28 protein-coding genes are annotated in these 19,256 nt (G+C 58.9%); all 28 read left to right on the forward strand.

Translation table 11 applies throughout. The features are described 5' to 3' along the window. Positions 1-116 precede the first annotated feature (116 nt). The gene (gene sctW / locus ATI02_RS18075; protein ID WP_100846964.1) at positions 117-992 is read left to right on the forward strand and encodes a type III secretion system gatekeeper subunit SctW; all 876 of its coding nucleotides are present in this window, start codon (positions 117-119) and stop codon (positions 990-992) included. Then, complete coding sequence (locus ATI02_RS18080; protein ID WP_095187037.1) at positions 973-1,248, forward strand: TyeA family type III secretion system gatekeeper subunit; 276 nt, start codon at positions 973-975, stop codon at positions 1,246-1,248. The genes sctW and ATI02_RS18080 overlap by 20 nt, the downstream gene beginning before the upstream one ends. A gap of 9 nt (positions 1,249-1,257) precedes the next feature. Then, positions 1,258-1,626, forward strand: a complete 369-nt coding sequence (gene sycN, locus ATI02_RS18085; protein ID WP_095187038.1) for a type III secretion chaperone SycN — start codon at positions 1,258-1,260, stop codon at positions 1,624-1,626. Further along, on the forward strand, positions 1,623-1,988 hold the full coding sequence (sctX, locus tag ATI02_RS18090) for a type III secretion apparatus assembly protein SctX (RefSeq protein ID WP_095187039.1): 366 nt from the start codon (positions 1,623-1,625) through the stop codon (positions 1,986-1,988). The genes sycN and sctX overlap by 4 nt, the downstream gene beginning before the upstream one ends. Before the next feature lie 5 nt (positions 1,989-1,993). Beyond that, positions 1,994-2,335, forward strand: coding sequence for a type III secretion apparatus assembly chaperone SctY (sctY, locus tag ATI02_RS18095; protein WP_095187040.1), 342 nt, complete (start codon positions 1,994-1,996; stop codon positions 2,333-2,335). Further along, positions 2,319-4,445, forward strand: a complete 2,127-nt coding sequence (gene sctV, locus ATI02_RS18100) for a type III secretion system export apparatus subunit SctV (RefSeq protein WP_095187041.1) — start codon at positions 2,319-2,321, stop codon at positions 4,443-4,445. The genes sctY and sctV overlap by 17 nt, the downstream gene beginning before the upstream one ends. Beyond that, complete coding sequence (locus ATI02_RS18105; protein ID WP_100846965.1) at positions 4,442-4,876, forward strand: LcrR family type III secretion system chaperone; 435 nt, start codon at positions 4,442-4,444, stop codon at positions 4,874-4,876. Before sctV ends, ATI02_RS18105 begins: the two co-directional genes overlap by 4 nt. Before the next feature lie 42 nt (positions 4,877-4,918). After that, the gene (locus tag ATI02_RS18110; RefSeq protein WP_100848473.1) at positions 4,919-5,197 is read left to right on the forward strand and encodes an LcrG family type III secretion system chaperone; all 279 of its coding nucleotides are present in this window, start codon (positions 4,919-4,921) and stop codon (positions 5,195-5,197) included. Between the two features lie 10 nt (positions 5,198-5,207). After that, positions 5,208-6,140, forward strand: a complete 933-nt coding sequence (locus ATI02_RS18115) for a virulence-associated V antigen (RefSeq protein WP_100846966.1) — start codon at positions 5,208-5,210, stop codon at positions 6,138-6,140. A gap of 9 nt (positions 6,141-6,149) precedes the next feature. Next, complete coding sequence (locus ATI02_RS18120) at positions 6,150-6,656, forward strand: SycD/LcrH family type III secretion system chaperone (RefSeq protein ID WP_100846967.1); 507 nt, start codon at positions 6,150-6,152, stop codon at positions 6,654-6,656. Next, positions 6,637-7,803: a type III secretion system translocon subunit SseC family protein gene (gene sctE / locus ATI02_RS18125; protein WP_100846968.1), complete on the forward strand. Its 1,167-nt coding sequence runs from the start codon at positions 6,637-6,639 to the stop codon at positions 7,801-7,803. The genes ATI02_RS18120 and sctE overlap by 20 nt, the downstream gene beginning before the upstream one ends. Before the next feature lie 10 nt (positions 7,804-7,813). Further along, positions 7,814-8,704: a YopD family type III secretion system translocon subunit gene (locus ATI02_RS18130; RefSeq protein ID WP_100846969.1), complete on the forward strand. Its 891-nt coding sequence runs from the start codon at positions 7,814-7,816 to the stop codon at positions 8,702-8,704. A gap of 123 nt (positions 8,705-8,827) precedes the next feature. Then, positions 8,828-9,271: a type III secretion system chaperone gene (locus tag ATI02_RS18135; protein ID WP_095187048.1), complete on the forward strand. Its 444-nt coding sequence runs from the start codon at positions 8,828-8,830 to the stop codon at positions 9,269-9,271. Between the two features lie 8 nt (positions 9,272-9,279). Further along, positions 9,280-9,525, forward strand: coding sequence for a T3SS regulon translocated regulator ExsE family protein (locus ATI02_RS18140; RefSeq protein WP_100846970.1), 246 nt, complete (start codon positions 9,280-9,282; stop codon positions 9,523-9,525). Then, positions 9,522-9,938: a YscW family type III secretion system pilotin gene (locus ATI02_RS18145; protein ID WP_100846971.1), complete on the forward strand. Its 417-nt coding sequence runs from the start codon at positions 9,522-9,524 to the stop codon at positions 9,936-9,938. The genes ATI02_RS18140 and ATI02_RS18145 overlap by 4 nt, the downstream gene beginning before the upstream one ends. Before the next feature lie 254 nt (positions 9,939-10,192). After that, the gene (locus ATI02_RS18150) at positions 10,193-11,008 is read left to right on the forward strand and encodes a helix-turn-helix transcriptional regulator (RefSeq protein WP_100846972.1); all 816 of its coding nucleotides are present in this window, start codon (positions 10,193-10,195) and stop codon (positions 11,006-11,008) included. Positions 11,009-11,126: 118 nt separating this feature from the next. Then, positions 11,127-11,960: a T3SS regulon anti-activator ExsD domain-containing protein gene (locus ATI02_RS18155; protein WP_100846973.1), complete on the forward strand. Its 834-nt coding sequence runs from the start codon at positions 11,127-11,129 to the stop codon at positions 11,958-11,960. Between the two features lie 22 nt (positions 11,961-11,982). Further along, complete coding sequence (locus ATI02_RS18160; protein ID WP_100846974.1) at positions 11,983-12,405, forward strand: YscB family type III secretion system chaperone; 423 nt, start codon at positions 11,983-11,985, stop codon at positions 12,403-12,405. After that, positions 12,393-14,192: a type III secretion system outer membrane ring subunit SctC gene (gene sctC, locus ATI02_RS18165; RefSeq protein ID WP_100846975.1), complete on the forward strand. Its 1,800-nt coding sequence runs from the start codon at positions 12,393-12,395 to the stop codon at positions 14,190-14,192. Before ATI02_RS18160 ends, sctC begins: the two co-directional genes overlap by 13 nt. A gap of 1 nt (position 14,193) precedes the next feature. Next, positions 14,194-15,498 (forward strand): type III secretion system inner membrane ring subunit SctD, encoded by a 1,305-nt coding sequence (gene sctD, locus ATI02_RS18170; RefSeq protein WP_095187055.1) that lies wholly within the window; start codon positions 14,194-14,196, stop codon positions 15,496-15,498. Beyond that, complete coding sequence (locus ATI02_RS18175) at positions 15,464-15,667, forward strand: EscE/YscE/SsaE family type III secretion system needle protein co-chaperone (protein WP_095187056.1); 204 nt, start codon at positions 15,464-15,466, stop codon at positions 15,665-15,667. The genes sctD and ATI02_RS18175 overlap by 35 nt, the downstream gene beginning before the upstream one ends. Beyond that, positions 15,667-15,921 (forward strand): type III secretion system needle filament subunit SctF, encoded by a 255-nt coding sequence (gene sctF / locus ATI02_RS18180; protein WP_095187057.1) that lies wholly within the window; start codon positions 15,667-15,669, stop codon positions 15,919-15,921. The genes ATI02_RS18175 and sctF overlap by 1 nt, the downstream gene beginning before the upstream one ends. Positions 15,922-15,923: 2 nt before the next feature. Then, entirely contained in the window at positions 15,924-16,274 is a 351-nt protein-coding gene (locus ATI02_RS18185; protein WP_100846976.1) for a YscG family type III secretion system chaperone, read from the forward strand. Beyond that, complete coding sequence (locus tag ATI02_RS18190; RefSeq protein WP_100846977.1) at positions 16,271-16,852, forward strand: YopR/YscH family type III secretion effector; 582 nt, start codon at positions 16,271-16,273, stop codon at positions 16,850-16,852. Before ATI02_RS18185 ends, ATI02_RS18190 begins: the two co-directional genes overlap by 4 nt. Further along, positions 16,852-17,190 (forward strand): type III secretion system inner rod subunit SctI, encoded by a 339-nt coding sequence (sctI, locus tag ATI02_RS18195; protein ID WP_100846978.1) that lies wholly within the window; start codon positions 16,852-16,854, stop codon positions 17,188-17,190. The genes ATI02_RS18190 and sctI overlap by 1 nt, the downstream gene beginning before the upstream one ends. Next, complete coding sequence (gene sctJ, locus ATI02_RS18200) at positions 17,187-17,936, forward strand: type III secretion system inner membrane ring lipoprotein SctJ (protein ID WP_100848474.1); 750 nt, start codon at positions 17,187-17,189, stop codon at positions 17,934-17,936. Before sctI ends, sctJ begins: the two co-directional genes overlap by 4 nt. Further along, positions 17,936-18,577: a Yop proteins translocation protein K gene (locus tag ATI02_RS18205; RefSeq protein ID WP_100846979.1), complete on the forward strand. Its 642-nt coding sequence runs from the start codon at positions 17,936-17,938 to the stop codon at positions 18,575-18,577. Before sctJ ends, ATI02_RS18205 begins: the two co-directional genes overlap by 1 nt. Continuing rightward, a complete protein-coding gene (locus ATI02_RS18210; RefSeq protein ID WP_100846980.1) occupies positions 18,556-19,239 on the forward strand; it encodes an HrpE/YscL family type III secretion apparatus protein in 684 nt (227 codons plus the stop codon). Before ATI02_RS18205 ends, ATI02_RS18210 begins: the two co-directional genes overlap by 22 nt. Positions 19,240-19,256 lie beyond the last annotated feature (17 nt).

Raw genomic sequence — 19,256 nt, forward strand, 5'->3', positions numbered from 1 at the left:
TTTTAGAAATTGGTTGGCGCAAGGCCTAAAAAAATGCGACTGATTTTGGCAGAGCCCTCGGCGGACGAATTTCTACAATGGCCCCACATCTCCGTTGCCTGCAAGCGAGTACTCCTATGGCCATTATTCAGAGTGTCGTCCCTGCGGCGTCGCTGCCGGATCGACAGACCGAGACGGGTATTGCGCGTGAAAGCCGGCCGACCGGCAGCTTCCAGGGCGAACGTGTGCATTACGTTTCCATCAGCCAGTCGATGGCTGACGCCGCTGAAGAGCTGACCTTCGCGCTCTCCGAGCGAGTTGAAAAGTCGTTGGCCAAGCGTAGCGTCAGCGACGGCCATGCGCGGCTCAGTGAAATCCTCGAAATGCTCGAAGAGCACCTCAGGAAAGTCCCGGACCTTGAGTCGCAACAAAAACTCGACGCCCTCGTCGCGCACCTCGGCAGTGGCCAGTTGAACAACCTTGCGCAGCTCAAGGCGTACCTCAAGGGGTTTTCTCGAGAGATCAGTCATCAGTTTGTTGCCCTGACCTTTGCGCGCAAAGAGCTGGCCGACAAGACCGACGCCTGGGCGATAGTCGAGCTGATTGATCAGGCGCTGCTGGAGATGGCCCAGGAACGGGGCCGCGCCATCGAGCTTGGCTTAAAGATCGGGCCGTTGGCGAAGGAGGCGGCAGAGCAGGGGATTGGAGACATCCAGTCACTGCGAGACACCTACCGCGATGCGGTCATGGATTATCGCGGCCTGAGTGCGGCGTGGGACGACATTCATGCGCGGTTCAGCAATAGCGCGCTGGAAGGCGTGACCGGATTTTTGATGAAGGCGTTGAGTGCCGACCTTGATAGTCAGCAGGCGTGGATCGACCCGATCAAGCTCGAACGGGTAATGAGCGACATGCACAAGTTGCGGGTGCTGAAGGGGTTGTCGGACCAGGTCAATGCACTCTGGCAAGCGCTGGTAACGGGGGAACGAGTCCATGGCATACGGGCCTTCTGACCTTATGGGGGGGCTGATCAAGTTGATCGACAAACGCTGGGCGAGTGTGCAGGACGTGCAGCGTCTGATCGCGCCGCTGGCAATCAACGACGCGGCGCGCCGGATTCATTTCTTTCGCGAGATCAAGCGCCTGATCCGTCTGATCCCGACAGAAATTTTTAGCGATGAGGAGCAGCGTCAGAACCTGCTCAATGCCTGCCAGCTGGCGCTGGACCTGGCCATCGATCAGGAAGAAGACGAATGGCAGGCACAGTGAGTAAACGACATGCACTGGATTGACCAGGCGCTGGCCCAGTTTTGCCAGGACCTTGGGGTGGCCGTGCCCGCTCCGGCAGGCGCGCTGATTCAGCTGGAGTTCGAGGAAAGCGGCACGCTGCAACTGGAGCAGCACGACCGCAAGCTGACGCTCTGGCTGGCGGTGGATCTGGCGTGGCATCAGGTTCATCAGGGCGCGGTTCGCGCGCTGGCGTTGACGTTCAGCCGCACCGGGCCGGCATTGCCGCTGCGGTGTGCGTGGGCGAGCGATCGCCTGTTATTGCTGATTACTCTGGATGAGCGGCGCGTCACCGCCCCGGTGCTGCATCAGGCGTTGCGGACCCTGAGTTCGGCGCGCCGCGCGGTGCTTGAACCGTGAGTCGGATCAGCGCGCCGCACATTGGCATCGAACAGCTGACCGAGGTCGGCGAGCACCATCGCACCGCCGCCTTGCCCGAGCGTTATGTGCTGCCGCCCGATGGTCGTTCGATCGAGACCCACCTCGATAATTTGTACCCGGCAGATCTTGCCGGGCGGCGGCTGCTGGCGTTTGCCTGCCCCACGGAAGGCTTTGACGAGCTGCTGCGGCCCCAGGCATTTCGCCACGCCCTGAAAGACCTCGAGCAGCAGGTTCGCTCATCCGATGTGCCCGAGTTGCAGGCGGCATTGGCGCTGCTGCAAGCGCGCAACGAAGACGAGTACTTGCTGCAGATGGCTCTCCATCTGCTGCACAAGGTATGACCCCCATGATGTTGAAACCGGTACAGCAAAACCTGCTGCTGTTGCTCGGCTGGTTGCAGCTGCAATGCGGCCAGCCAGGCCGTGCGCGAATATTTCTGGAAGCTCTGCTGGTGGTCGATCCGGCTCATTGCCAGGCGCGTCGTGCGTTGGTGGTGGCGTTGTTGCAACTGGAGGAAGGTGTCTTGGCTGAGCGTCAATGCGATCAGTTACTGGCCGATGGCGAGGATGATCTGGCGCTGTGGGGTTGTGTCAGCCGCGCGTGCCAGTTACAGGGGCGCATCGCCGATGCACGCGTCGCTCACGAACGGTTTCTGAGTCTGCGAGAGTCCCATGAACGCGCTGTCTGATTTCCTCAGGAAGGTAGGCGATCGTCAGGACATCATGCTGGCTGTGATGCTGCTGGCCGTGGTGTTCATGATGATCCTGCCGCTGCCGCCGTTTCTGCTCGACATCCTGATTGCGATCAACATCACCGTGTCGGTGGTGTTGATGATGATGTCGGTCTACGTCAGTTCGCCGTTGCAATTTTCGGTATTCCCGGCGGTGTTGTTGATCACTACGCTGTTTCGGCTTGCCTTGTCGGTCAGCACCACCCGCATGATTTTGCTGGAAGCCGACGCCGGCCAGATCGTCTACACCTTTGGCAATTTCGTGGTGGGCGGCAATTTGGTGGTCGGTTGCATCATCTTCCTGATCATCACCATCGTGCAGTTTCTGGTGATCACCAAAGGTGCCGAGCGCGTGGCCGAAGTGAGTGCGCGGTTCTCCCTCGACGCCATGCCCGGCAAGCAGATGAGTATCGACGGCGACATGCGCGCCGGTGTCATCGACGTCAACGAAGCGCGGGACCGGCGTGCGGTGATCGAGCGCGAGAGCCAGATGTTCGGCTCGATGGATGGCGCGATGAAGTTCGTCAAGGGCGATGCGATTGCCGGCCTGATCATCATCTTCATCAATATTCTGGCGGGCATCACCATCGGCGTGACCCAAAAGGGCATGAGCGCCGGCGACGCCCTGCAACTGTATTCGGTGCTGACCATTGGCGATGGCATGGTCAGCCAGGTACCGGCCCTGTTGATCGCGATCACGGCCGGGATCATCGTGACCCGGGATTCGTCCGATGGCGCCTCGGATCTGGGCAATGACATCGGCGGTCAGGTCGTGGCGCAGCCCAAGGCGTTACTGATTGGTGGTGTGCTGCTGGTGTTGTTCGGCCTTATCCCCGGCTTCCCGACGATCACCTTCATGGTGTTGGCGGCCGTAGTGGGGGGTGGCGGCTATTTCATGCTGTTGCGTCAACGCGGCGAGGCGGCCGAGAACAACCCCAGAGACTTGCCGACGCTATTGGCGCAAGGTGCGGGCGCCGCGTCGTCGGCCAGGCCCAAACCCAAGCCCTCGGGCAGCAAACCGAAAAGCTCGCGGTTGGCCGACAAGGAAGAGTTCGCCATGACCGTGCCGTTGCTGATCGATGTCGACGCGAGCATGCAGCAGGAACTCGAAGCATTTGCCCTCAACGATGAGCTGGTGCGGGTGCGGCGTGCGCTTTATCTGGACTTTGGCGTGCCGTTTCCGGGTATCCACCTGCGCTTCAATGACGGTTTGAAAGACGGCGAATACCTGATTCAGCTGCAAGAAGTGCCAGTGGCCCGTGGGCGTCTGCGCAGCGCGCGGTTGCTGGTGCAGGAACGGGCCAGTCAGTTGGAGCTGATCGGCGTGCCGTTTGAAGAAGGCGAACCGGTGTTGCCGGGCCAGCCGACGTTGTGGGTCGACGCCGAGCACGAGGGACGGCTGGAGCGATCCGGTTGCGCCTTTCTGAGCATGGATCAGGTGCTGACCTGGCACCTGTCCCACGTGCTGCGCGAGTACGCCGAAGACTTTATCGGCATCCAGGAAACCCGTTACCTGCTGGAGCAGATGGAGCACAGCTATTCGGAACTGGTGAAAGAAGCCCAACGCATCATTCCGTTGCAACGCATGACCGAGATTCTCCAGCGCCTGGTCGGCGAGGACATTTCGATCCGCAACCTGCGGGCGATTCTCGAAGCCATGGTCGAGTGGGGGCAAAAAGAGAAGGATGTGGTGCAACTCACCGAATACATTCGCAGCAGTCTCAAACGCTACATCTGCTACAAATATTCGAGCGGCAATAACATCCTGCCGGCCTATCTGCTCGACCAGCTGGTGGAGGAGCAGATTCGTGGTGGCATCCGCCAGACCAGTGCCGGCAGCTATCTGGCGTTGGACCCGGCGGTCACCCAGTCCTTTCTCGAACAAGTCCGGCTGACCGTCGGCGACCTCTCGCAAATGCAGACCAAACCGGTGCTGGTGGTGTCGATGGACATCCGCCGCTACGTGCGCAAGTTGATTGAAGGCGATTACTACGGCCTGCCGGTGCTCTCGTATCAGGAGCTGACCCAGCAGATCAACATTCAGCCCTTGGGGCGGGTTTCGTTATGAACGGCGATCCATTGACGCACTGGCTGCAAGCGAAAGGCTATGACATTCAGCCGCATTTTCTGCGCCAGAGCTCGTTGTCGCTGGGTTGGCGATTCGTGCATGGCGGCTGTGAGCTGGCCTGGCGCTGCGAAGGTTCGCGGGTCTGGATTGTCATGCTGCGCCGCGTCGACGGACGCCTCGGTCTGGGCAATTCCTTTGCTGCGCTTTATGTACTGGCTGAAGCGGTACTCGCGGTTCTCGGGCCGCAGGCCGGTTTGTACGGCAAGGTAGATGCGATGGCCGGAAGTCCGCTGGAGGGCCAGCGGATGGAGCGTTTCTATCGTCGCTGGACGGGCGCCGCCGAGCCGCAAGCCGGCTGGTTCGAGTTACAGGCTGGCCGCGTGTGCTCGCTGCAATCAATGCGAAAACGACAAAAAATCGACCGTACCTGACAGGAAGCCGGATGCCCTGCCCCTACTATAGGAATCATGGACATGTCTGACGAAACCTACGCTGCAACCGTTCAGGCCTCCGCTCTGGCGATTGAAGACAGCGAGCATCGCGCGCGTTTGCTCAGCGAAATGTGGCAAGGCTTGGGGCTGCCCGACGAGATCCGTGATCAGCTTTTTCAATCACCTGACAAGCCGCTGGTGCAGGCGGCAGAGCAAGAGCTGTTAAAGGAAGTGCAGCGGATGCGGGCCAACCGCCCACCCGTTGCCGAAGAAGGAAAACGACTGCGCCGACCCGCTTCGATGCGTGGACTTCAGGTGTAAGGAGCTGCCTATGCAAATCAAACACTACCAGCAAGACCTGTCGGGCTTTCTCAATCAATTGCAGACCGTGCCCGAGGATCAATTGCGCGGCAGCGATTCCGAGGCGCTGGCAGCGCTTCAGGCGCTGATCGCAAGCCGCAATATCACCTTCACGCATGACGCTCAGACCTTGTCGCCCGCCCAGGTCGAAAAGCTGCTGGCGTATTTTCTGCCGCCTGATCCGAGCGCCAGCGGCGGATTGTATGAGCTACAGGTCAAATCCGGGGTCGAGTCGGTCAAGCAACTGATCAGCCAGTACGCCGATGCCTCGCCGGGGCAACCGTGGCCAGTAAAAGAGTTCCTCGCCAAGGCACATTTCGGGCTGACCGGTGACCGCATCGACGATGACGTGCGGGACGTCTATGGCGAAGTGCTGGTGAACCAGGATAGCAAACGGACGGCGTTGCGTGATGACCTCAAATTGCTGACTGCCGAGCTCAACATCTTCAGCAAGATTCAGTCGCAGATCAACGCGAAGCTGGCGGCCAAGCAGGAGATCCAGATCGAGCCGGGGCTCAACCTGTTCGATCGCACCTTGTATGGCTACCCGGACGACAAGACCTGGCAGGCCAGCTCGGAATACAAGTTGCTCACCGGACTCAATACTTACAGCGCGGGCAATCCGCTGAGCATCAAGGCATTCCTCATGGGCAGTCCCAAGGAAAGCGGTGCGATGAAGGACAGCGACTTGCAGAACAAGTATGCGTTCGAGAAAGAGAACAATCCGATCGCCAACTTCGCCACGACGGTGGGCGATCGTGCGCGTCCGATCAATGACAAAGTCAGTGAAAAAACCACGCTGTTGAACGACGTCAGCTCGCGCTACAACTCGGCGATCGAGGCCTTGAATCGCTTCGTCCAGAAGTACGACAGCGTGATGCGCGACATTTTAAATGCCATATAGGAACGGTTGATGAGCCAGCAAGAACATGATGTGTCCGAGGATACCGAGAAGGAACTGGAGGCGTTTCTGCGCGACGGCGGCACGCTGGCCATGCTCAGGAATATCTCCACTGACAGCCTGGAGCAGCTCTATTCACTGGCCTTCAATCAATACCAGGCCGGCAAGTGGGAGGACGCCCACAAGATCTTTCAATCGTTGTGCATGCTCGATCATTACGACGTTCGCTTCTTTCTCGGGCTGGGTGCGTGTCGCCAGTCCATGGGGCAGCTCGAGCTGGCACTGCAGAGCTACAGCTACGGCGCGGTGATTGACATCAACGAGCCCAGATTTCCGTTTCATGCCGGCGAGTGTCACCTGCAAATGGGTGATCTCGACGGAGCCGAGAGTGGCTTCTACTCGGCTCGGGCCTTGGCCTCGGCACAGTCGGCGCACGCGGTTTTGGCCGAGCGTGCCGGCGCCATGTTGGAAGCCGTATTAGCGAGAAAGGATCAACACAATGAATCCGATAACGTTTGATCGCGTTGCGATTGCCATCGGGGATGTTCAATCGAACGACCCGGTGGCCCGTCCACGCAATGACCGAGGAGGGGACGCGCTTGCGGTCTCCAGGGTCGAAGCGGATGGCCGTCAGGCCCTCCATTCTCAAGGGGTGCAATTGACCGCGCCGCTGGCAGCCAGTCAGCAGCGTCTGGATGCCAGCTCTCGGGCGGACGTCAATCGTCTGGTGCAGTCGGTGCGCACGGACAGCGTGCAGGCTCAGCGCTTTATCGCTGAAACCTCTCGGCTGGGTGTGGCGCGCCTCAGCTCGGTGGAGGACTTCGAAATCGAGTTGGCCAAAGTGATCGGCGAACAGGAGTCCACGCAGAAGAAGCTCAAGATCGAAGAGATCAAGCAGGCGCGTGAGCAAAACCTGCAGAAGATAGAAGAAAACCAGAAGAAGATTCTGGAGGCGACCGAGGCGGCTAAAGAAGCGCAGAAGTCCGGTCTGATCGGCAAGATCTTTGGCTGGATCAGTGCCATTGCTTCGATCATCGTTGGCGCGATCCTGGTGGCAACGGGCGTTGGCGCGGCTGCCGGAGCACTGATGATTGCCGGTGGTGTAATGGGTGTCGTCTCCCAGGCTGTGCAACAAGCAGCGAAGGACGGATTGATCAGCAAAGAAGTGATGGAAAAGCTCGGACCGGCTCTGATGGGGATTGAAATCGCCATCGCCGTGATCGCTGCGGTAGTCAGTTTCGGGGGGGCTGCCGTGGGGGCGGTCGCCAAGGTGGGTGCAAAAATCGGTGGCAAGGCCGCCGAGCTCACTGCCAGTCTCGCCGGCAAAGTGGCGGATCTGGGTAGCAAGTTCGGCAACGTTGCCAGTCAGTCGCTTTCCCATGGCGCCAAACTCGGCATGCAGATTTCCGATGTGACGCTGGATGTCGCCAACGGTGCGGCGCAAACCGCCAGCTCGGCGTTTCAGGCCAAGTCAGCCGTCAAACAGGCCGATGTCCTGGAGGGGCGCTCCGAGCTCACGCAGTTCCAGGCCGTCATGGACAGGCTCAAGGAAGAGCTCAGTCACATGGTCGAGTCCTTTTTGCAGGTCATGGAACAGATTTTCCAGATGATCAATGCCAAGGGCGACAGCCTGCACAATCTTTCCAGCCGTCCTGCGGCTATCTGAGGAGCACATCATGATTATTGAAACAGGTTATGGCGCTCACGGGCTGAGTCAGGTTGGCAATACTCAGCCGCTGGAAAAAACTCAATCCGCCGCGCGCAGCGAAACCGTTCACGCCGCCGGCATGATGCCGCTCGGTGAAGCGAAAAAGAGCTCGGGCGTCGATCTGATCGAGCCGCGTCAAACGTTCAAGCCCGAAGGCCTGGGCAAAGTCAGCAGTGAACTCAATGGCAGTGTCGAGCTGATGGTGCTGTTGTTTCGCATCGCGCAGAAGGCTCGCGAGTTGGGCATCGTTCAGCGGGACAGCGAGAACACTTCGATTATCAACGCGCAGCAAGCCCAGGTGGATGAAATGCGCAGCGGCTCCAAGTTGATGATTGCGATGGCGGTGATTTCCGGGGTGATGGCCGTGGTATCGGCGATTGCCGGTGCCATCGGCGCGGTCAAGAATGGCAAGGAGATCAGCCAGGAGAAAATCCTGGAGAAAAACATCGCCGGTCGCAACGAACGGATCGACGCGGAGATGCAGGCATTGGGTAAAACCTCGGATGCCGATCGTGTCGAAGTCGGCAAGATCTGGGCCAAGGATCAGGCAGCCGATACCAGTGCGCTCAAACTGGCCGGGCAGCGCATTGATAACCGCAATGCCAAGCTGCAAAGCATCAACGGCGTAAATCAGGCACTTGGACAGATGTCCAATAACTCGGTGCAGGTCGAGCAAACGGCGGTTCAGGCCAATGCCAAGGAAGATGAAGTCAACGCATCGATTGCCCAGAGCGAAAAGCAAAAGGTCGAAGACCAGTTGAGCTACAACGCCAACTTCATGAAGGAGATGCTGCAGTTACTTGCGCAGTACACCCAGAACCACAACCAGGCATGGCGAGCGGCCGCTGGCGTAGCCTGATTTGATTTTGGTTGTAGGAAAAAAGCCGCAGTGATGTGGCTTTTTTCTTAAAAGAAAAGCCCGTCAGTGACAAAACCGCTGCATGGCCGGGTGCTAGCATTCGCCTAGCTCGAGGAGACATGCATGGATTTGAGTATCAGGGTCAATCAGCTACTTGCCGAATTTGCCAGTCGCAGTGGCCTTCCTGCTTTGTCGCTGGATGAAGAGGGGGTTGCCAGCCTTCTGTTTGACGATCACTTGGGCGTGACACTGGTATTGCTGCCCGGACGTGATCGGCTGGTCTTGGAAGCCGATGTGGCGGGGATTGAAACCTTTGGCGAGGGGATTTTTCGTCAACTGGCTAGTTTCAACCGTCGCTGGTATCGCTTCGACCTGCATTTTGGTTTTGACGAGGAAGCCGGACTGGTGCAGCTGTACGCCCAGATTCCGGCCACCGAGTTGACCTTGTTACGCTTCGAAACCACCTTGGCCAACCTGCTGGATCACGCCGAATTCTGGCAGCAATTGCTGCCTGGACACGACAGTGCCGCTCAGGCGCAATCCAGACCCGCCGGTATGAGGGTTTAAGCAGAGCTATGAAAATAGACAGCGTTGGTATTTCGCCCGCGGTCAAGACGGACGAGGCGCGGGTGTCCGGGAGTTTTGCCGGGCGCTCGCTCAGTCAAGTGCCCAGCCGTCAGGCAGGGGTCGCCAGTGTGGCTGAATTGGGGCGTTGGCTGGCAACCAAGGTGGCTACCGATCAACAGAGTGAGCGTGTGCTGCAACGATTGGTGGATGGCGACACATCGGTTCTTTATGGGCGTCGGGTTCGACAGCCATGATCAGGGCGCTGCGATGCAGTGTTCCTTTGGCTCTGGTTGGTTGTGTCAGTGTGTCGCCGGCGCCGATCGCGAAGATTGAAGTCAGAGGTGAGGTGCGCATGCCGTCCCCTGTCACGCGCCCGGCCTATGTCAGTGTGCGTCTTTACGCACCGGTCGAAGGGCAGCCGCGAATGATTGCTCAGGCCAGCTACCGGGTGACGGCGTTGCCTGTGCATTTCACCTTTCGCCTGATGCCAGCGCAAATAGCGGGTGACGGGGTGTTGCTGCGTAGCGAACTGGCCTGGTCCGAAGACGGGCCTGTGCAGGCTCGAAGTTGGCAGCCTGCGGTAACCGGCAGCGAGATGAACGTACATCTTGGACAGCTACCGTGTTATCCAAAGTGCACTGTTCGACGCGCATCGACAGATCGTTGAAATACTTTGTATTGATTTTTTTCTAATTAATTTCAGTGAGTGTTCCGATACATCATTCGTTAGACAAAGACAGGCGTGAGAGCGTTAAATAAGAGTAATTGTCCTAATTCGACAATTGACCATTATTAATGACAGCTATTGTTGAGCTGATCATCGTGAAAAGCGTCACGTCGTACTATGTCGAGAATGAGTTTTCGTGCGTCGCCTACCTGGGCGCCGCACAAACTGTATGTGCAGGTTGGGGTCACTAAAAAATGCAAGGTGCCAGTACCCGTGCTTGGAAACAGATAAAACTGTGCCGTTGGGCTATTCCTACGTTTGAGTTTGTATCGAACGGTGAAGCAGGGATTTATATCCTGCTAGAAGGACAGCTCACAGTTCAGGATTGTAATGCGACACTTTGCCTCATGCCGGGTGAACTGGTGTTTGCACGCAGAGGCAACTATGTCATCAGCACGGGCGAACATGAATGTCATGTACTTTGGATCCCATTATCGGTTCAGTTTTTACAAAAGTTTATTCAGCGTTTCGGTGAGCTGTTAAGTGAAGTCGAGCGCTGGGATGAGCCAGGGGTCAGTCTTATCGCGTTTGCCAGTACGCCGTTGATGGCCGACTGCATCAAGGGGCTCGAAGGCCTGATGGTGCACGAGCACCCGCCGATGCTGGCGCTGTTGCGGGTTGAAGAATTGTTGATGTTGTTCGCGTTCAGTCCGCAAGGGCCAGCACTGATGTCGGTGCTGCGCCAGCAGGGCAGCCGGCACGTCGAGCGATTGCAGGCGTTCATGGAGCAGCACTATCTCAAGGAGTGGCGGCTCTGTGAGTTTTCCCGGCAGTTCGGCATGGGCCTGACAACGTTCAAGGAGTTGTTCGGTTCAGTCTACGGCGTTTCCCCTCGTGCCTGGATCAGCGAGCGGCGTATCCTCTACGCCCACCATTTATTGCTTAACAGTGAGATGAGTATTGTGGATATCGCAATGGAAAGCGGTTTTTCCAGTCAGTCCTACTTTACCCAGAGCTATCGTCGCCGTTTCGGGTGTACGCCCAGTCGTTCCAGACAAGGAAAAGAATAGCGTCGGGCTAAAAAAAAATGACGTTTTTTGCAAGTTTGGTCCATTGGCCCTCAGTAAGATTGGTCACAGTGAAGGACGCTGACGGGTGTGCCACGAAACGAGATAGTCAAGGCAGAGAATGAGCCAGGAAGACCATAATCAACAGCCTCAAGCCGGTATTTTTGCTGGCCGTCGGGTCTCCGTAGTGGGACAGGATGCCCGCAGTCGAGGCAGAGCCGCAGGCTGCGTATCAGGCGGGCTGTACCGCGAATCGGGAATCATCAGCGCGCGTCAGTTGAGTTTGTTACAGCGCCTGCTGCCGCGTGCGCGACTGGAGCAGCTGTTTCAGTCCAATTGGCTGCAGCAGCGTCTTGCCCGCGGCATGGCCCTTGAGCGCGGGGACATTCAACTGGTGCTGCGTCACGCTTCTGCCCAAGGCGAGGACTGGTGCAACTGGCTGGGTGACCGAATCAACCTGGCCTCGACCCAGGCAATCATCGATTGGGTGCTGTTACCGGTCTACGGCTGGTGGGAGAGCCTTTTCGACGAAGCGATCCCCAGTTGGCGTTCGGCACTGATCGAGTATGAAACCCAGGCTCGTCAGTTGCGTATCAAGGCCGAGTTCTGGCGGCAGGTGGGCGCAACCGATTCGCAGCTGGCCCGGTTGGAATTGGCCAAAATCGAACGCTGTGAGGCCAAGACCCAGGTTGAAACGGCGGCGCTGGTGTGCAAGCTGAGTGCTATTTCCGAACAGGCGAGATTGGCCTGGCCTAACTGGCACCACGGCATGGCCGTGTTGCTGGCAGATGGCAAGCTCGATGGATTTGCGCCCGTGCCGGTGGTGCTGACCTCGCTGTGGGAGCCGCTGGCCAAACTTGACGAGGACGCCGGCGCCGCCGATGCGGTGCAGCTCTTCCTGCAAGAACGGAGCCTGTGTCAGGCCCACGATCACTTTTACTGGCAGAGCTCCTGACTGCCGGACACGCCGAGGAATCATGGAACATTTACTGACTGGATTGGCCGCACGCACAGGCCAGGGGGCCTTTGTGGCCGATCGAGCGGGCCGCTTCCACCTGCGGGTCGACGGTCACAGCCTGTTTTTGCAGCGTCAGGGCGATGACATGGTGCTGTCCAGTCCGCTGAACTGGCAGGTTCAGGGCCAATCCCCGACGGATCGCGACATGCTGATAAACCTGCTGGGTAAAGTCACCCGCTGGAGCCGGCAGCATCCTCAGGCGCTGGCGACTGATGAACAATCCAACCTCATCCTTGAGGCACGCCTTGACCTCGGCGCACTTGAACTTGACGACCTGGAACAGGCCATGGCGGCGCAGGTCGCCATTCTCGAAACGATCAAGCCCGACCTGCTGCTCGCAGGCCTGGAACCGCAGTGGAAACAAACGTCATGGCGTCCCTGAGAGTCTCGCGGTATTTGAGTCTGGTCGTGGTGTGGCTGTTGACCGGCACCGCGCACGGCCAGGATCTGGACTGGCCCGTCATTCCCTACAACTACGTAGCCCAAGGTGAAAACCTGCGCGATGTATTGGCCAATTTCGGCGCCAACTACGACGGCTCGGTGATTGTCAGTGACAAGGTCAATGACCAGGTCAGCGGGCGCTTCGACCTCAAGGATCCGCAGTCCTTTCTGCAACTGATGGCCTCGCTTTACAACCTCATCTGGTATTACGACGGGGCTGTTCTGTATGTTTTCAAATCCACTGAAATGCAGTCGCGACTGGTCAAGCTGGAGCAAGTCAGCGAAGCCGAATTGAGGCAGGCGCTGGAAGCGGGGGGGGTCTGGGAACCGCGCTTTGGCTGGCGACCGGACATGAGCGGACGACTGGTGTATATCTCCGGCCCTTCGCGTTACCTCGACCTGGTGGAGCAAACCGCCATGGCGCTGGAGCAGCAGCACGCGTTGCGCAGTGAAAAGACCGGCGACCTGGTGGTGGAAATCTTTCCGCTCAAGTACGCGGTCGCCGAAGATCGTCGAATCAAGTACCGCGAGGACGACATTGAAGCCCCTGGCGTGGCGACCATCCTCGCCCGGGTGCTGGGTGACGCCAACGTGGTGGCGGTCGAGGGGCAGGACAGTCCACGGTCGCCGGTGCAGTCCGGGCGTGCAGTGGTCCAGGCCGAGCCCTCGCTCAATGCCATCCTCGTGCGCGATACCAAGGAACGCATGCCGATGTACCGGCGCCTGATCACGGCACTGGATCGGCCGTCGGCGCGTATCGAAGTGGGGTTGTCGATTGTCGACATCAACGCAGAAAACCTCGCCGAGCTGGGTGTGGACTGGCGCGTCGGGATCAGCGTCGGACCTCGCCAGTTGGTCGACATCCGCACCACCACAGAGGACCTCGGCGGGCCCGAGGCCGGTGCCAGTCTGGTAGACAGTCGAGGTCTGGATTTCCTGCTGGCGCGAATTACCTTGTTGCAGAACCAGGGCCGCGCGCAGATCGGCTCGCGGCCGACCGTGCTGACCCAGGAAAACACCCTCGCGGTGATCGATCACAGCGAAACCTACTATGTCAGGCTTATCGGTGAGCGAGTGGCGGAGCTGCGGCCCATCACTTACGGAACCATGCTCAAGCTGACACCGCGGGTGATCCAGTTGGGCGACAAACCGGAAATCAGCCTCAGTCTGCACATCGAGGACGGCAACCAGAAGCCTAACAGTTCCGGACCAGGAGGCCTGCCGACCATCGCCCGTACCGTGGTCGATACCGTGGCCCGCGTCGGGCATGGCCAGAGCCTGTTGATTGGCGGTATCTACCGCGACGAACTCAGCGAATCGATACGCAAAGTGCCGTTGCTGGGTGATATCCCGTACCTGGGCGCACTGTTCCGTTTCAAGTCCAGTTTCACCCGTCGTTCGGTGCGCCTGTTTCTGATCGAGCCGCGACTGATCGACAACGGTCTCGGCCATTTCGTGGCCTTGGGCAGCAAGCGCGGCTATATGGATCAATTGCTCCAGGTCGATGAGTTGTCGAACCAGAGTCTTTCGTTGCAGAAATTGCTCGGTACCACGCAGTGCCAGGCACTGGGTCAGGCTCGCGAGCTGCAGCAGATCCTGGCGCAGACCGGCAAAGACTCTTCGCTGACCGCCTGCGCTATGGGCAACGACACTCAGGGTTGGCGCATCGCCGAAGGGGCTTGCGTCGAAGGCGTTGATCAGTGCGTCCGCGCGCCTGAGAAGCCTTGAGATGAGTTGGAAGATCCGTTTTTACAGCGGCCTCAATCAAGGGGTCGAAGTGCCTCTGGGCGAAGGGCGCGTGGTCATCGGTAGCGATCCGTTGCAAGCCGATCTGGTGCTGGTCGATGAAGGTATTGCGCCGGTTCATCTGGTGTTGGATGTCGACCCGCAAGGTGTTCGTCTGTTGGAGTGGGCCGAGGGTAATCAGCCGCTTCAGGGGGGGCAGCCGCTGGTCGGTGGTACTGCGTTGCAGGCGCTGGTCCGACAGGCTTGCGGGCCGTTGCTGTGGGCTTTTTGCGCTCAGGAGCGTCAGTTCAGCGAACAGTTGCCCATGGCCGCCCACCCTCAGGAACGGCGTACGGCGGTACCCCGCTCTTATTGGGGCGGGCGATTGATGCTCGCGGTCAGCGTGTTACTGCTGGTGGGTTTCGTGGGGTTGCTTGGCGGGCCATGGTCGGGCGGCAGCGGCGGTATGACCGGCGAAGATCCGCTGGTCGCGTTGCGCAGTTTTTTACGTGATCGCCAGTTCCAGTCCGTGCAGGTCGCGGAGCCACAGGCCAATGGCAGCATCACGCTCACGGGTTACCTGGAAGATAACCGCGCGCGGTTGGCACTGCAGCAATACCTTGAACGCAGCACGCTGACCTATCGGCTCGATGTGCGCAGCATGGAAGAAATTCGGCAGGGGGTGGAATTCATCCTGCAGAAATTCGGTTATCGCCAGGTACGCACGGTTAATGCTGATCAACCCGGCTGGATTCGCCTGACCGGCGAGTTGGCGCTGGAAGATGATCACTGGCTACAAATCGACAGCTTGCTCAAGGCAGACGTACCCGGATTGCTGGGCGTGGAAAACCGCGTGCGGCTGGCCGGCTCGCACCTCAAGCGACTCGACCAGATGCTCGCGGATTTCGGCCTTGAAACCGCATTGGCCTATGTTGACAAAGGCGAGCGCATTGAGGTGCGCGGGCAGCTCGATGAGGCGCAGCTCAACCAGTTTTATAAGTTGCAGCATGAATTTCGTCAGGAGTTCGGCGCCCGCCCGGCCCTGGAATTACTCAGTCGCAACAAGCGCGCCAGTACCGATGAGCTGGAGTTCGTGGTGCGTTCGGTGTCTCTCGGCAAACTGCCTTATGTGGTGCTGGGTGACGGTCAGAAATACCCGGTCGATGCGTCGACTCCGCAAGGCGTGAGGGTGTTGGCGATCAACGCCGACGCGGTGATTGTCAGTCGCGGCAAACAACAATTCATCATCAACCTGAAGGGAGAGCCACTTAGTGATGACGGCTTTGGAGGAGCGTCTGCGCGCCGCTGACGTGGATTTTGAGCGGCAGATTCGCGCGCAGTTGGAACAGGCCCAGGCCATTGGCAAGCGTCGTTTGATCAGCGGCGGTGAGCCTCGGCAATACCAGCAATGGCAGATGGAAGCCCAGGCAGTCGAGGCCGCCATCAGCATTCTCAACACCCTCAAGGGAGCTTCGTAATGGCATCGATTTTTACCAATGACAGCGCCGTCAACACCCTCGACAAAGTCGCGGACAACCTCAAGGAGCAGGCGAACAACGCCAACAAGGAAGTCGGCGATGCCATTGCGGCACTCAAGGAGGCCGCTGACAACCCGGCGCTGCTGGCCGAGCTTCAGCACAAACTCAACAAATGGTCGGTGATCTACAACATCAACTCGACCGTCACGCGTTCGATGAGAGACCTGATGCAGGGCATCCTGCAGAAAATCTGATGATGGACAGTTCATTGAAAGGGCTGATGGCAGAACTAGCTCTGGCCGGTACCGGCCACCATTGCCACGAAGAAGCGCAACATATTGCCAACTGGCTCGAACAGGTTGAAGGGCAGGCGCAGGCCGCGTGCCTGATCCGTCTCTCCAGTCTGATGAATCAGGGGCATTACCAACAGGCGCTGGAGTTGGGCGAGGGTCACCCCTGGCCGGAACTGGCACCCTGGCTGGCGTTGTGCGAATGGCGACTGGGCCTGGGCACGGCGCTGGATCGGCGTCTGGCCGGGCTGGCCGCGAGCGATGACCCGCGCCTGGTGCAGTTTGCCCAAGGCATGCGTAACCCGGAGGGGCCATGAACAAAATTGATGGATCGTCCGCGCAGTTGCCATTGCGCAATGGACCGGATGCAAGACCCCCGGCGCCGGTCGAGCCCGCTCAGGTGCAGGCTTTCGAAGCGGCGATGAAGGGCCCCCCGGTGGCGACCCGGCCAGCGCCGGTCGATGCCGCTCAGCAACTGTGGTTGCAAGGCGCGAGCCTGACGACAGCCCTGACCGGAAAGGACCGCACGCAGCAGCGCGACACCGTCTGGAAATGGTTTCGCGAGGACCTGCCGGAGTCGGCCAAGAACCGTCGTTCCGAGCTGCGTGACTGGCTCATGTACGGTCTGTCGGACCGCTTGCTGGCGCACTTCCCGCAATCACGGGGAGGACCTGAGCAGGATCGTCTGGCGCTCAAGGACCTGCTCAAGGAACAGGCACCTTTTGGCAAGCAACAGGAAACGCTGTTGCTCTACGTACTGGGCGAGATCAAGGGGGTTGAGGGCAGCGAGTACCTGAACACCCTGGTGCGCAGCGAGTTGCAGATCCTGATCCCGACCAACGGACTGGTCAAAAACATGATGAGCTTCACCCACTCACCCGATCTGGAGTCGTGATGGATATTAGTCCGATAAGTCAGACCGCGGTCACCAGTCTCGATGAACTCAAAACCCCCCAGGCCAGTGCCGGGCAAATCGCCGATTTCGAGCAGGCGATGGCCAAGGGCACCGAGAGTCTTGGGGGGGGGCTGCTCAATGAAATCGGACAGATCAAAGAACGTATCTCCCAGGTCAAGCACGATCTTGAGGTCCAGATGTCGACCCCCGGTGATGACCCGAGCAGCCTGATGCAGATGCAGTGGACGTTGATGCGCATCAGCATGCAGGAAGAGCTGATCGCCAAGACGGTCGGACGCATGAGTCAGAATATCGAAACGCTGATGAAAACCCAATAAGGTGCTGCGTGAAGAGACTCAATCGAACTCTGATGTTGCTGACCGTGATGTTGCTCGCCGGTTGCAAGGTCGAACTCTATGCCGGTATCAGCCAGAAAGAAGGCAATGAAATGCTCGCGTTGCTGCGCACCGAAGGGATCGGAGCGTCCAAGCAGCCGGACAAGGACGGCAAGATCAAATTGCTGGTCGAGGAGTCGGATATCGCCGAGGCCATTGATGCGCTCAAGCGCAAGGGCTATCCGCGTGAGAGCTTTTCCACGCTCAAGGATGTGTTTCCCAAGGAGGGATTGATCTCCTCGCCGGTCGAGGAGCGTGCCAGGCTCAATTACGCCAAGGCCCAGGAGATCTCCCGGACCCTGTCGGAGATCGACGGTGTACTGGTGGCGCGCGTCCATGTGGTGCTGCCTGAAGACCGTGATGGTCTGGGCAAGAAATCTTCCCCGGCTTCGGCGTCGGTGTTTATCAAGCATGCAGCCGACATCCAGCTCGACGCCTATATTCCGCAGATCAAGCAACTGGTGAACAACGGCATTGAAGGCCTGAATTACGACCGCATCAGCGTGGTGCTGGTGCCTTCGGCGGACGTTCGGCAAGTTCCGCTCGCACCGCGTTATGACACGGTGTTCTCGATTCAGGTGACGGAAGCATCCCGTGGACGGTTACTCGGGCTGTTCGGGTTACTGGTTGCGCTACTGGTGGTGAGCAACCTCGGTCAGTACTTGTGGCAGCGCAGCAGGACTTCGTAATGACGTTGTTGCTGACGCCCTATCAATTGCGATTTTGCCCGGCCCGCTACATCCACCTTACGCGTGTTCCGCCCGCGCTGATGCAATTGGCCGACACATTGAGCCATTGGCGTCGGCACAGTGGAATCAACGCCTGGCTGCTCAGTGAGTGCTCGCTGGACATCCATTACGAGTTGCCGCCGACACTCGGCGGTCTGGCGTTCTTTGAGCAAGCTGCGCTGGAAAAGACCCTCGGTTACCTGGGTGCGCTGCTGCATGGCCACGCTATTCGCCAAGTGCTGGACGCGAACAACCTGCGTCGGGTTCACGCGGTGATCGGCGAGGCTGGACATCGCTACTGCCTGGAGCAATTGGATCTGATCATTGGCGCCTGGCCGCAAGGCTGGCAGCAGCCATTGCCTGACGGTGAGCTCGGTGATTGCCTGCGCCAACGTGCGCTGGCTTTCTGGTTGCAGGCCTGCATTGACGTTGCACCGGGATTTGCCCGGCGCATTGCCTTGCGCCTGGCGCTCACCGATACCGCTGTGTCCGCGCCCCCGGTGCAGTGGGCAGTGAGCAGTGACCAGCGTTCATTGGCCCAGGCGTTGTGCCTGAAAGTCGCCCGACAAGTGAGCCCGCAATGCTTCCATTTATTGAAATAAAAGCTTCTGAAGTGCAGCTCGCGCCGGACCAGGTGTTGCTGCGCAGCCGCGACTATCAGGATTATCTGACAGCAGGCGAACTGGTCGAAGTGGCTCGTAAGCGCGCCGCCGAAATCGAACAGGCCGCCCATGATGTCTACGCACAACAGAAGGCATTGGGCTGGCAGGCCGGCATCGAAGAAGCACGTATTCGTCAGGCCACGCTGATTCAGGAGACGCTGTTGCAGTGTCATCAGTATTATCATGAGGTCGAACAACAGATGAGCGACGTGGTGCTGCAAGCGGTGCGCAAGATTCTCCAGCACTACGACAATATCGAGTTGACGTTGCAAGTGACACAGCAGGCGCTGTCACTGGTCAGCAACCAGAAGCAGGTGATCTTGCACGTGCAGCCGGATCAGGTGGTTGAGGTGCGCGAACAGATCTCCCGGGTGCTCAAGGATTTTCCGGAAGTGGGCTACGTCGAGGTCATTGCCGATGCCCGGCTGGATCAGGGCGGCTGCATTCTGGAGACCGAAATCGGCATTATCGACGCGAGCGTCGATGGTCAGTTGAGTGCTCTGGAGGCGACCTTCAAGCAGGCGTTGGTGCACAAGGGCAGAGCCTCTGCGCCCGCCATCGACAGTGCTGTCGATACGCCAGCATTTGACGTTCTAAATTGACAAAAATACGCCCGATA

Source organism: Pseudomonas baetica, assembly GCF_002813455.1.
GTDB classification, from domain to species: Bacteria; Pseudomonadota; Gammaproteobacteria; order Pseudomonadales; family Pseudomonadaceae; genus Aquipseudomonas; species Aquipseudomonas baetica.

Excerpts from the sequence above, each read along its gene's own strand:
- ATI02_RS18130 (WP_100846969.1), top strand. The coding sequence starts at position 7,814 with ATGATTATTGAAACAGGTTATGGCGCTCACGGGCTGAGTCAGGTTGGC.
- ATI02_RS18135 (WP_095187048.1), top strand. The coding sequence starts at position 8,828 with ATGGATTTGAGTATCAGGGTCAATCAGCTACTTGCCGAATTTGCCAGT.
- ATI02_RS18175 (WP_095187056.1), top strand. The coding sequence starts at position 15,464 with ATGACGGCTTTGGAGGAGCGTCTGCGCGCCGCTGACGTGGATTTTGAG.
- ATI02_RS18110 (WP_100848473.1), top strand. The coding sequence starts at position 4,919 with ATGTCTGACGAAACCTACGCTGCAACCGTTCAGGCCTCCGCTCTGGCG.
- ATI02_RS18160 (WP_100846974.1), top strand. The coding sequence starts at position 11,983 with ATGGAACATTTACTGACTGGATTGGCCGCACGCACAGGCCAGGGGGCC.
- ATI02_RS18145 (WP_100846971.1), top strand. The coding sequence starts at position 9,522 with ATGATCAGGGCGCTGCGATGCAGTGTTCCTTTGGCTCTGGTTGGTTGT.
- ATI02_RS18185 (WP_100846976.1), top strand. The coding sequence starts at position 15,924 with ATGGACAGTTCATTGAAAGGGCTGATGGCAGAACTAGCTCTGGCCGGT.
- sctI (WP_100846978.1), top strand. The coding sequence starts at position 16,852 with ATGGATATTAGTCCGATAAGTCAGACCGCGGTCACCAGTCTCGATGAA.
- sctY (WP_095187040.1), top strand. The coding sequence starts at position 1,994 with ATGATGTTGAAACCGGTACAGCAAAACCTGCTGCTGTTGCTCGGCTGG.
- sctD (WP_095187055.1), top strand. The coding sequence starts at position 14,194 with ATGAGTTGGAAGATCCGTTTTTACAGCGGCCTCAATCAAGGGGTCGAA.
- sctE (WP_100846968.1), top strand. The coding sequence starts at position 6,637 with ATGAATCCGATAACGTTTGATCGCGTTGCGATTGCCATCGGGGATGTT.
- ATI02_RS18140 (WP_100846970.1), top strand. The coding sequence starts at position 9,280 with ATGAAAATAGACAGCGTTGGTATTTCGCCCGCGGTCAAGACGGACGAG.
- sctF (WP_095187057.1), top strand. The coding sequence starts at position 15,667 with ATGGCATCGATTTTTACCAATGACAGCGCCGTCAACACCCTCGACAAA.
- ATI02_RS18155 (WP_100846973.1), top strand. The coding sequence starts at position 11,127 with ATGAGCCAGGAAGACCATAATCAACAGCCTCAAGCCGGTATTTTTGCT.
- sctC (WP_100846975.1), top strand. The coding sequence starts at position 12,393 with ATGGCGTCCCTGAGAGTCTCGCGGTATTTGAGTCTGGTCGTGGTGTGG.
- ATI02_RS18210 (WP_100846980.1), top strand. The coding sequence starts at position 18,556 with ATGCTTCCATTTATTGAAATAAAAGCTTCTGAAGTGCAGCTCGCGCCG.
- sctW (WP_100846964.1), top strand. The coding sequence starts at position 117 with ATGGCCATTATTCAGAGTGTCGTCCCTGCGGCGTCGCTGCCGGATCGA.
- ATI02_RS18150 (WP_100846972.1), top strand. The coding sequence starts at position 10,193 with ATGCAAGGTGCCAGTACCCGTGCTTGGAAACAGATAAAACTGTGCCGT.
- ATI02_RS18120 (WP_100846967.1), top strand. The coding sequence starts at position 6,150 with ATGAGCCAGCAAGAACATGATGTGTCCGAGGATACCGAGAAGGAACTG.
- ATI02_RS18115 (WP_100846966.1), top strand. The coding sequence starts at position 5,208 with ATGCAAATCAAACACTACCAGCAAGACCTGTCGGGCTTTCTCAATCAA.
- ATI02_RS18205 (WP_100846979.1), top strand. The coding sequence starts at position 17,936 with ATGACGTTGTTGCTGACGCCCTATCAATTGCGATTTTGCCCGGCCCGC.
- sycN (WP_095187038.1), top strand. The coding sequence starts at position 1,258 with ATGCACTGGATTGACCAGGCGCTGGCCCAGTTTTGCCAGGACCTTGGG.
- ATI02_RS18190 (WP_100846977.1), top strand. The coding sequence starts at position 16,271 with ATGAACAAAATTGATGGATCGTCCGCGCAGTTGCCATTGCGCAATGGA.
- ATI02_RS18105 (WP_100846965.1), top strand. The coding sequence starts at position 4,442 with ATGAACGGCGATCCATTGACGCACTGGCTGCAAGCGAAAGGCTATGAC.
- ATI02_RS18080 (WP_095187037.1), top strand. The coding sequence starts at position 973 with ATGGCATACGGGCCTTCTGACCTTATGGGGGGGCTGATCAAGTTGATC.
- sctV (WP_095187041.1), top strand. The coding sequence starts at position 2,319 with ATGAACGCGCTGTCTGATTTCCTCAGGAAGGTAGGCGATCGTCAGGAC.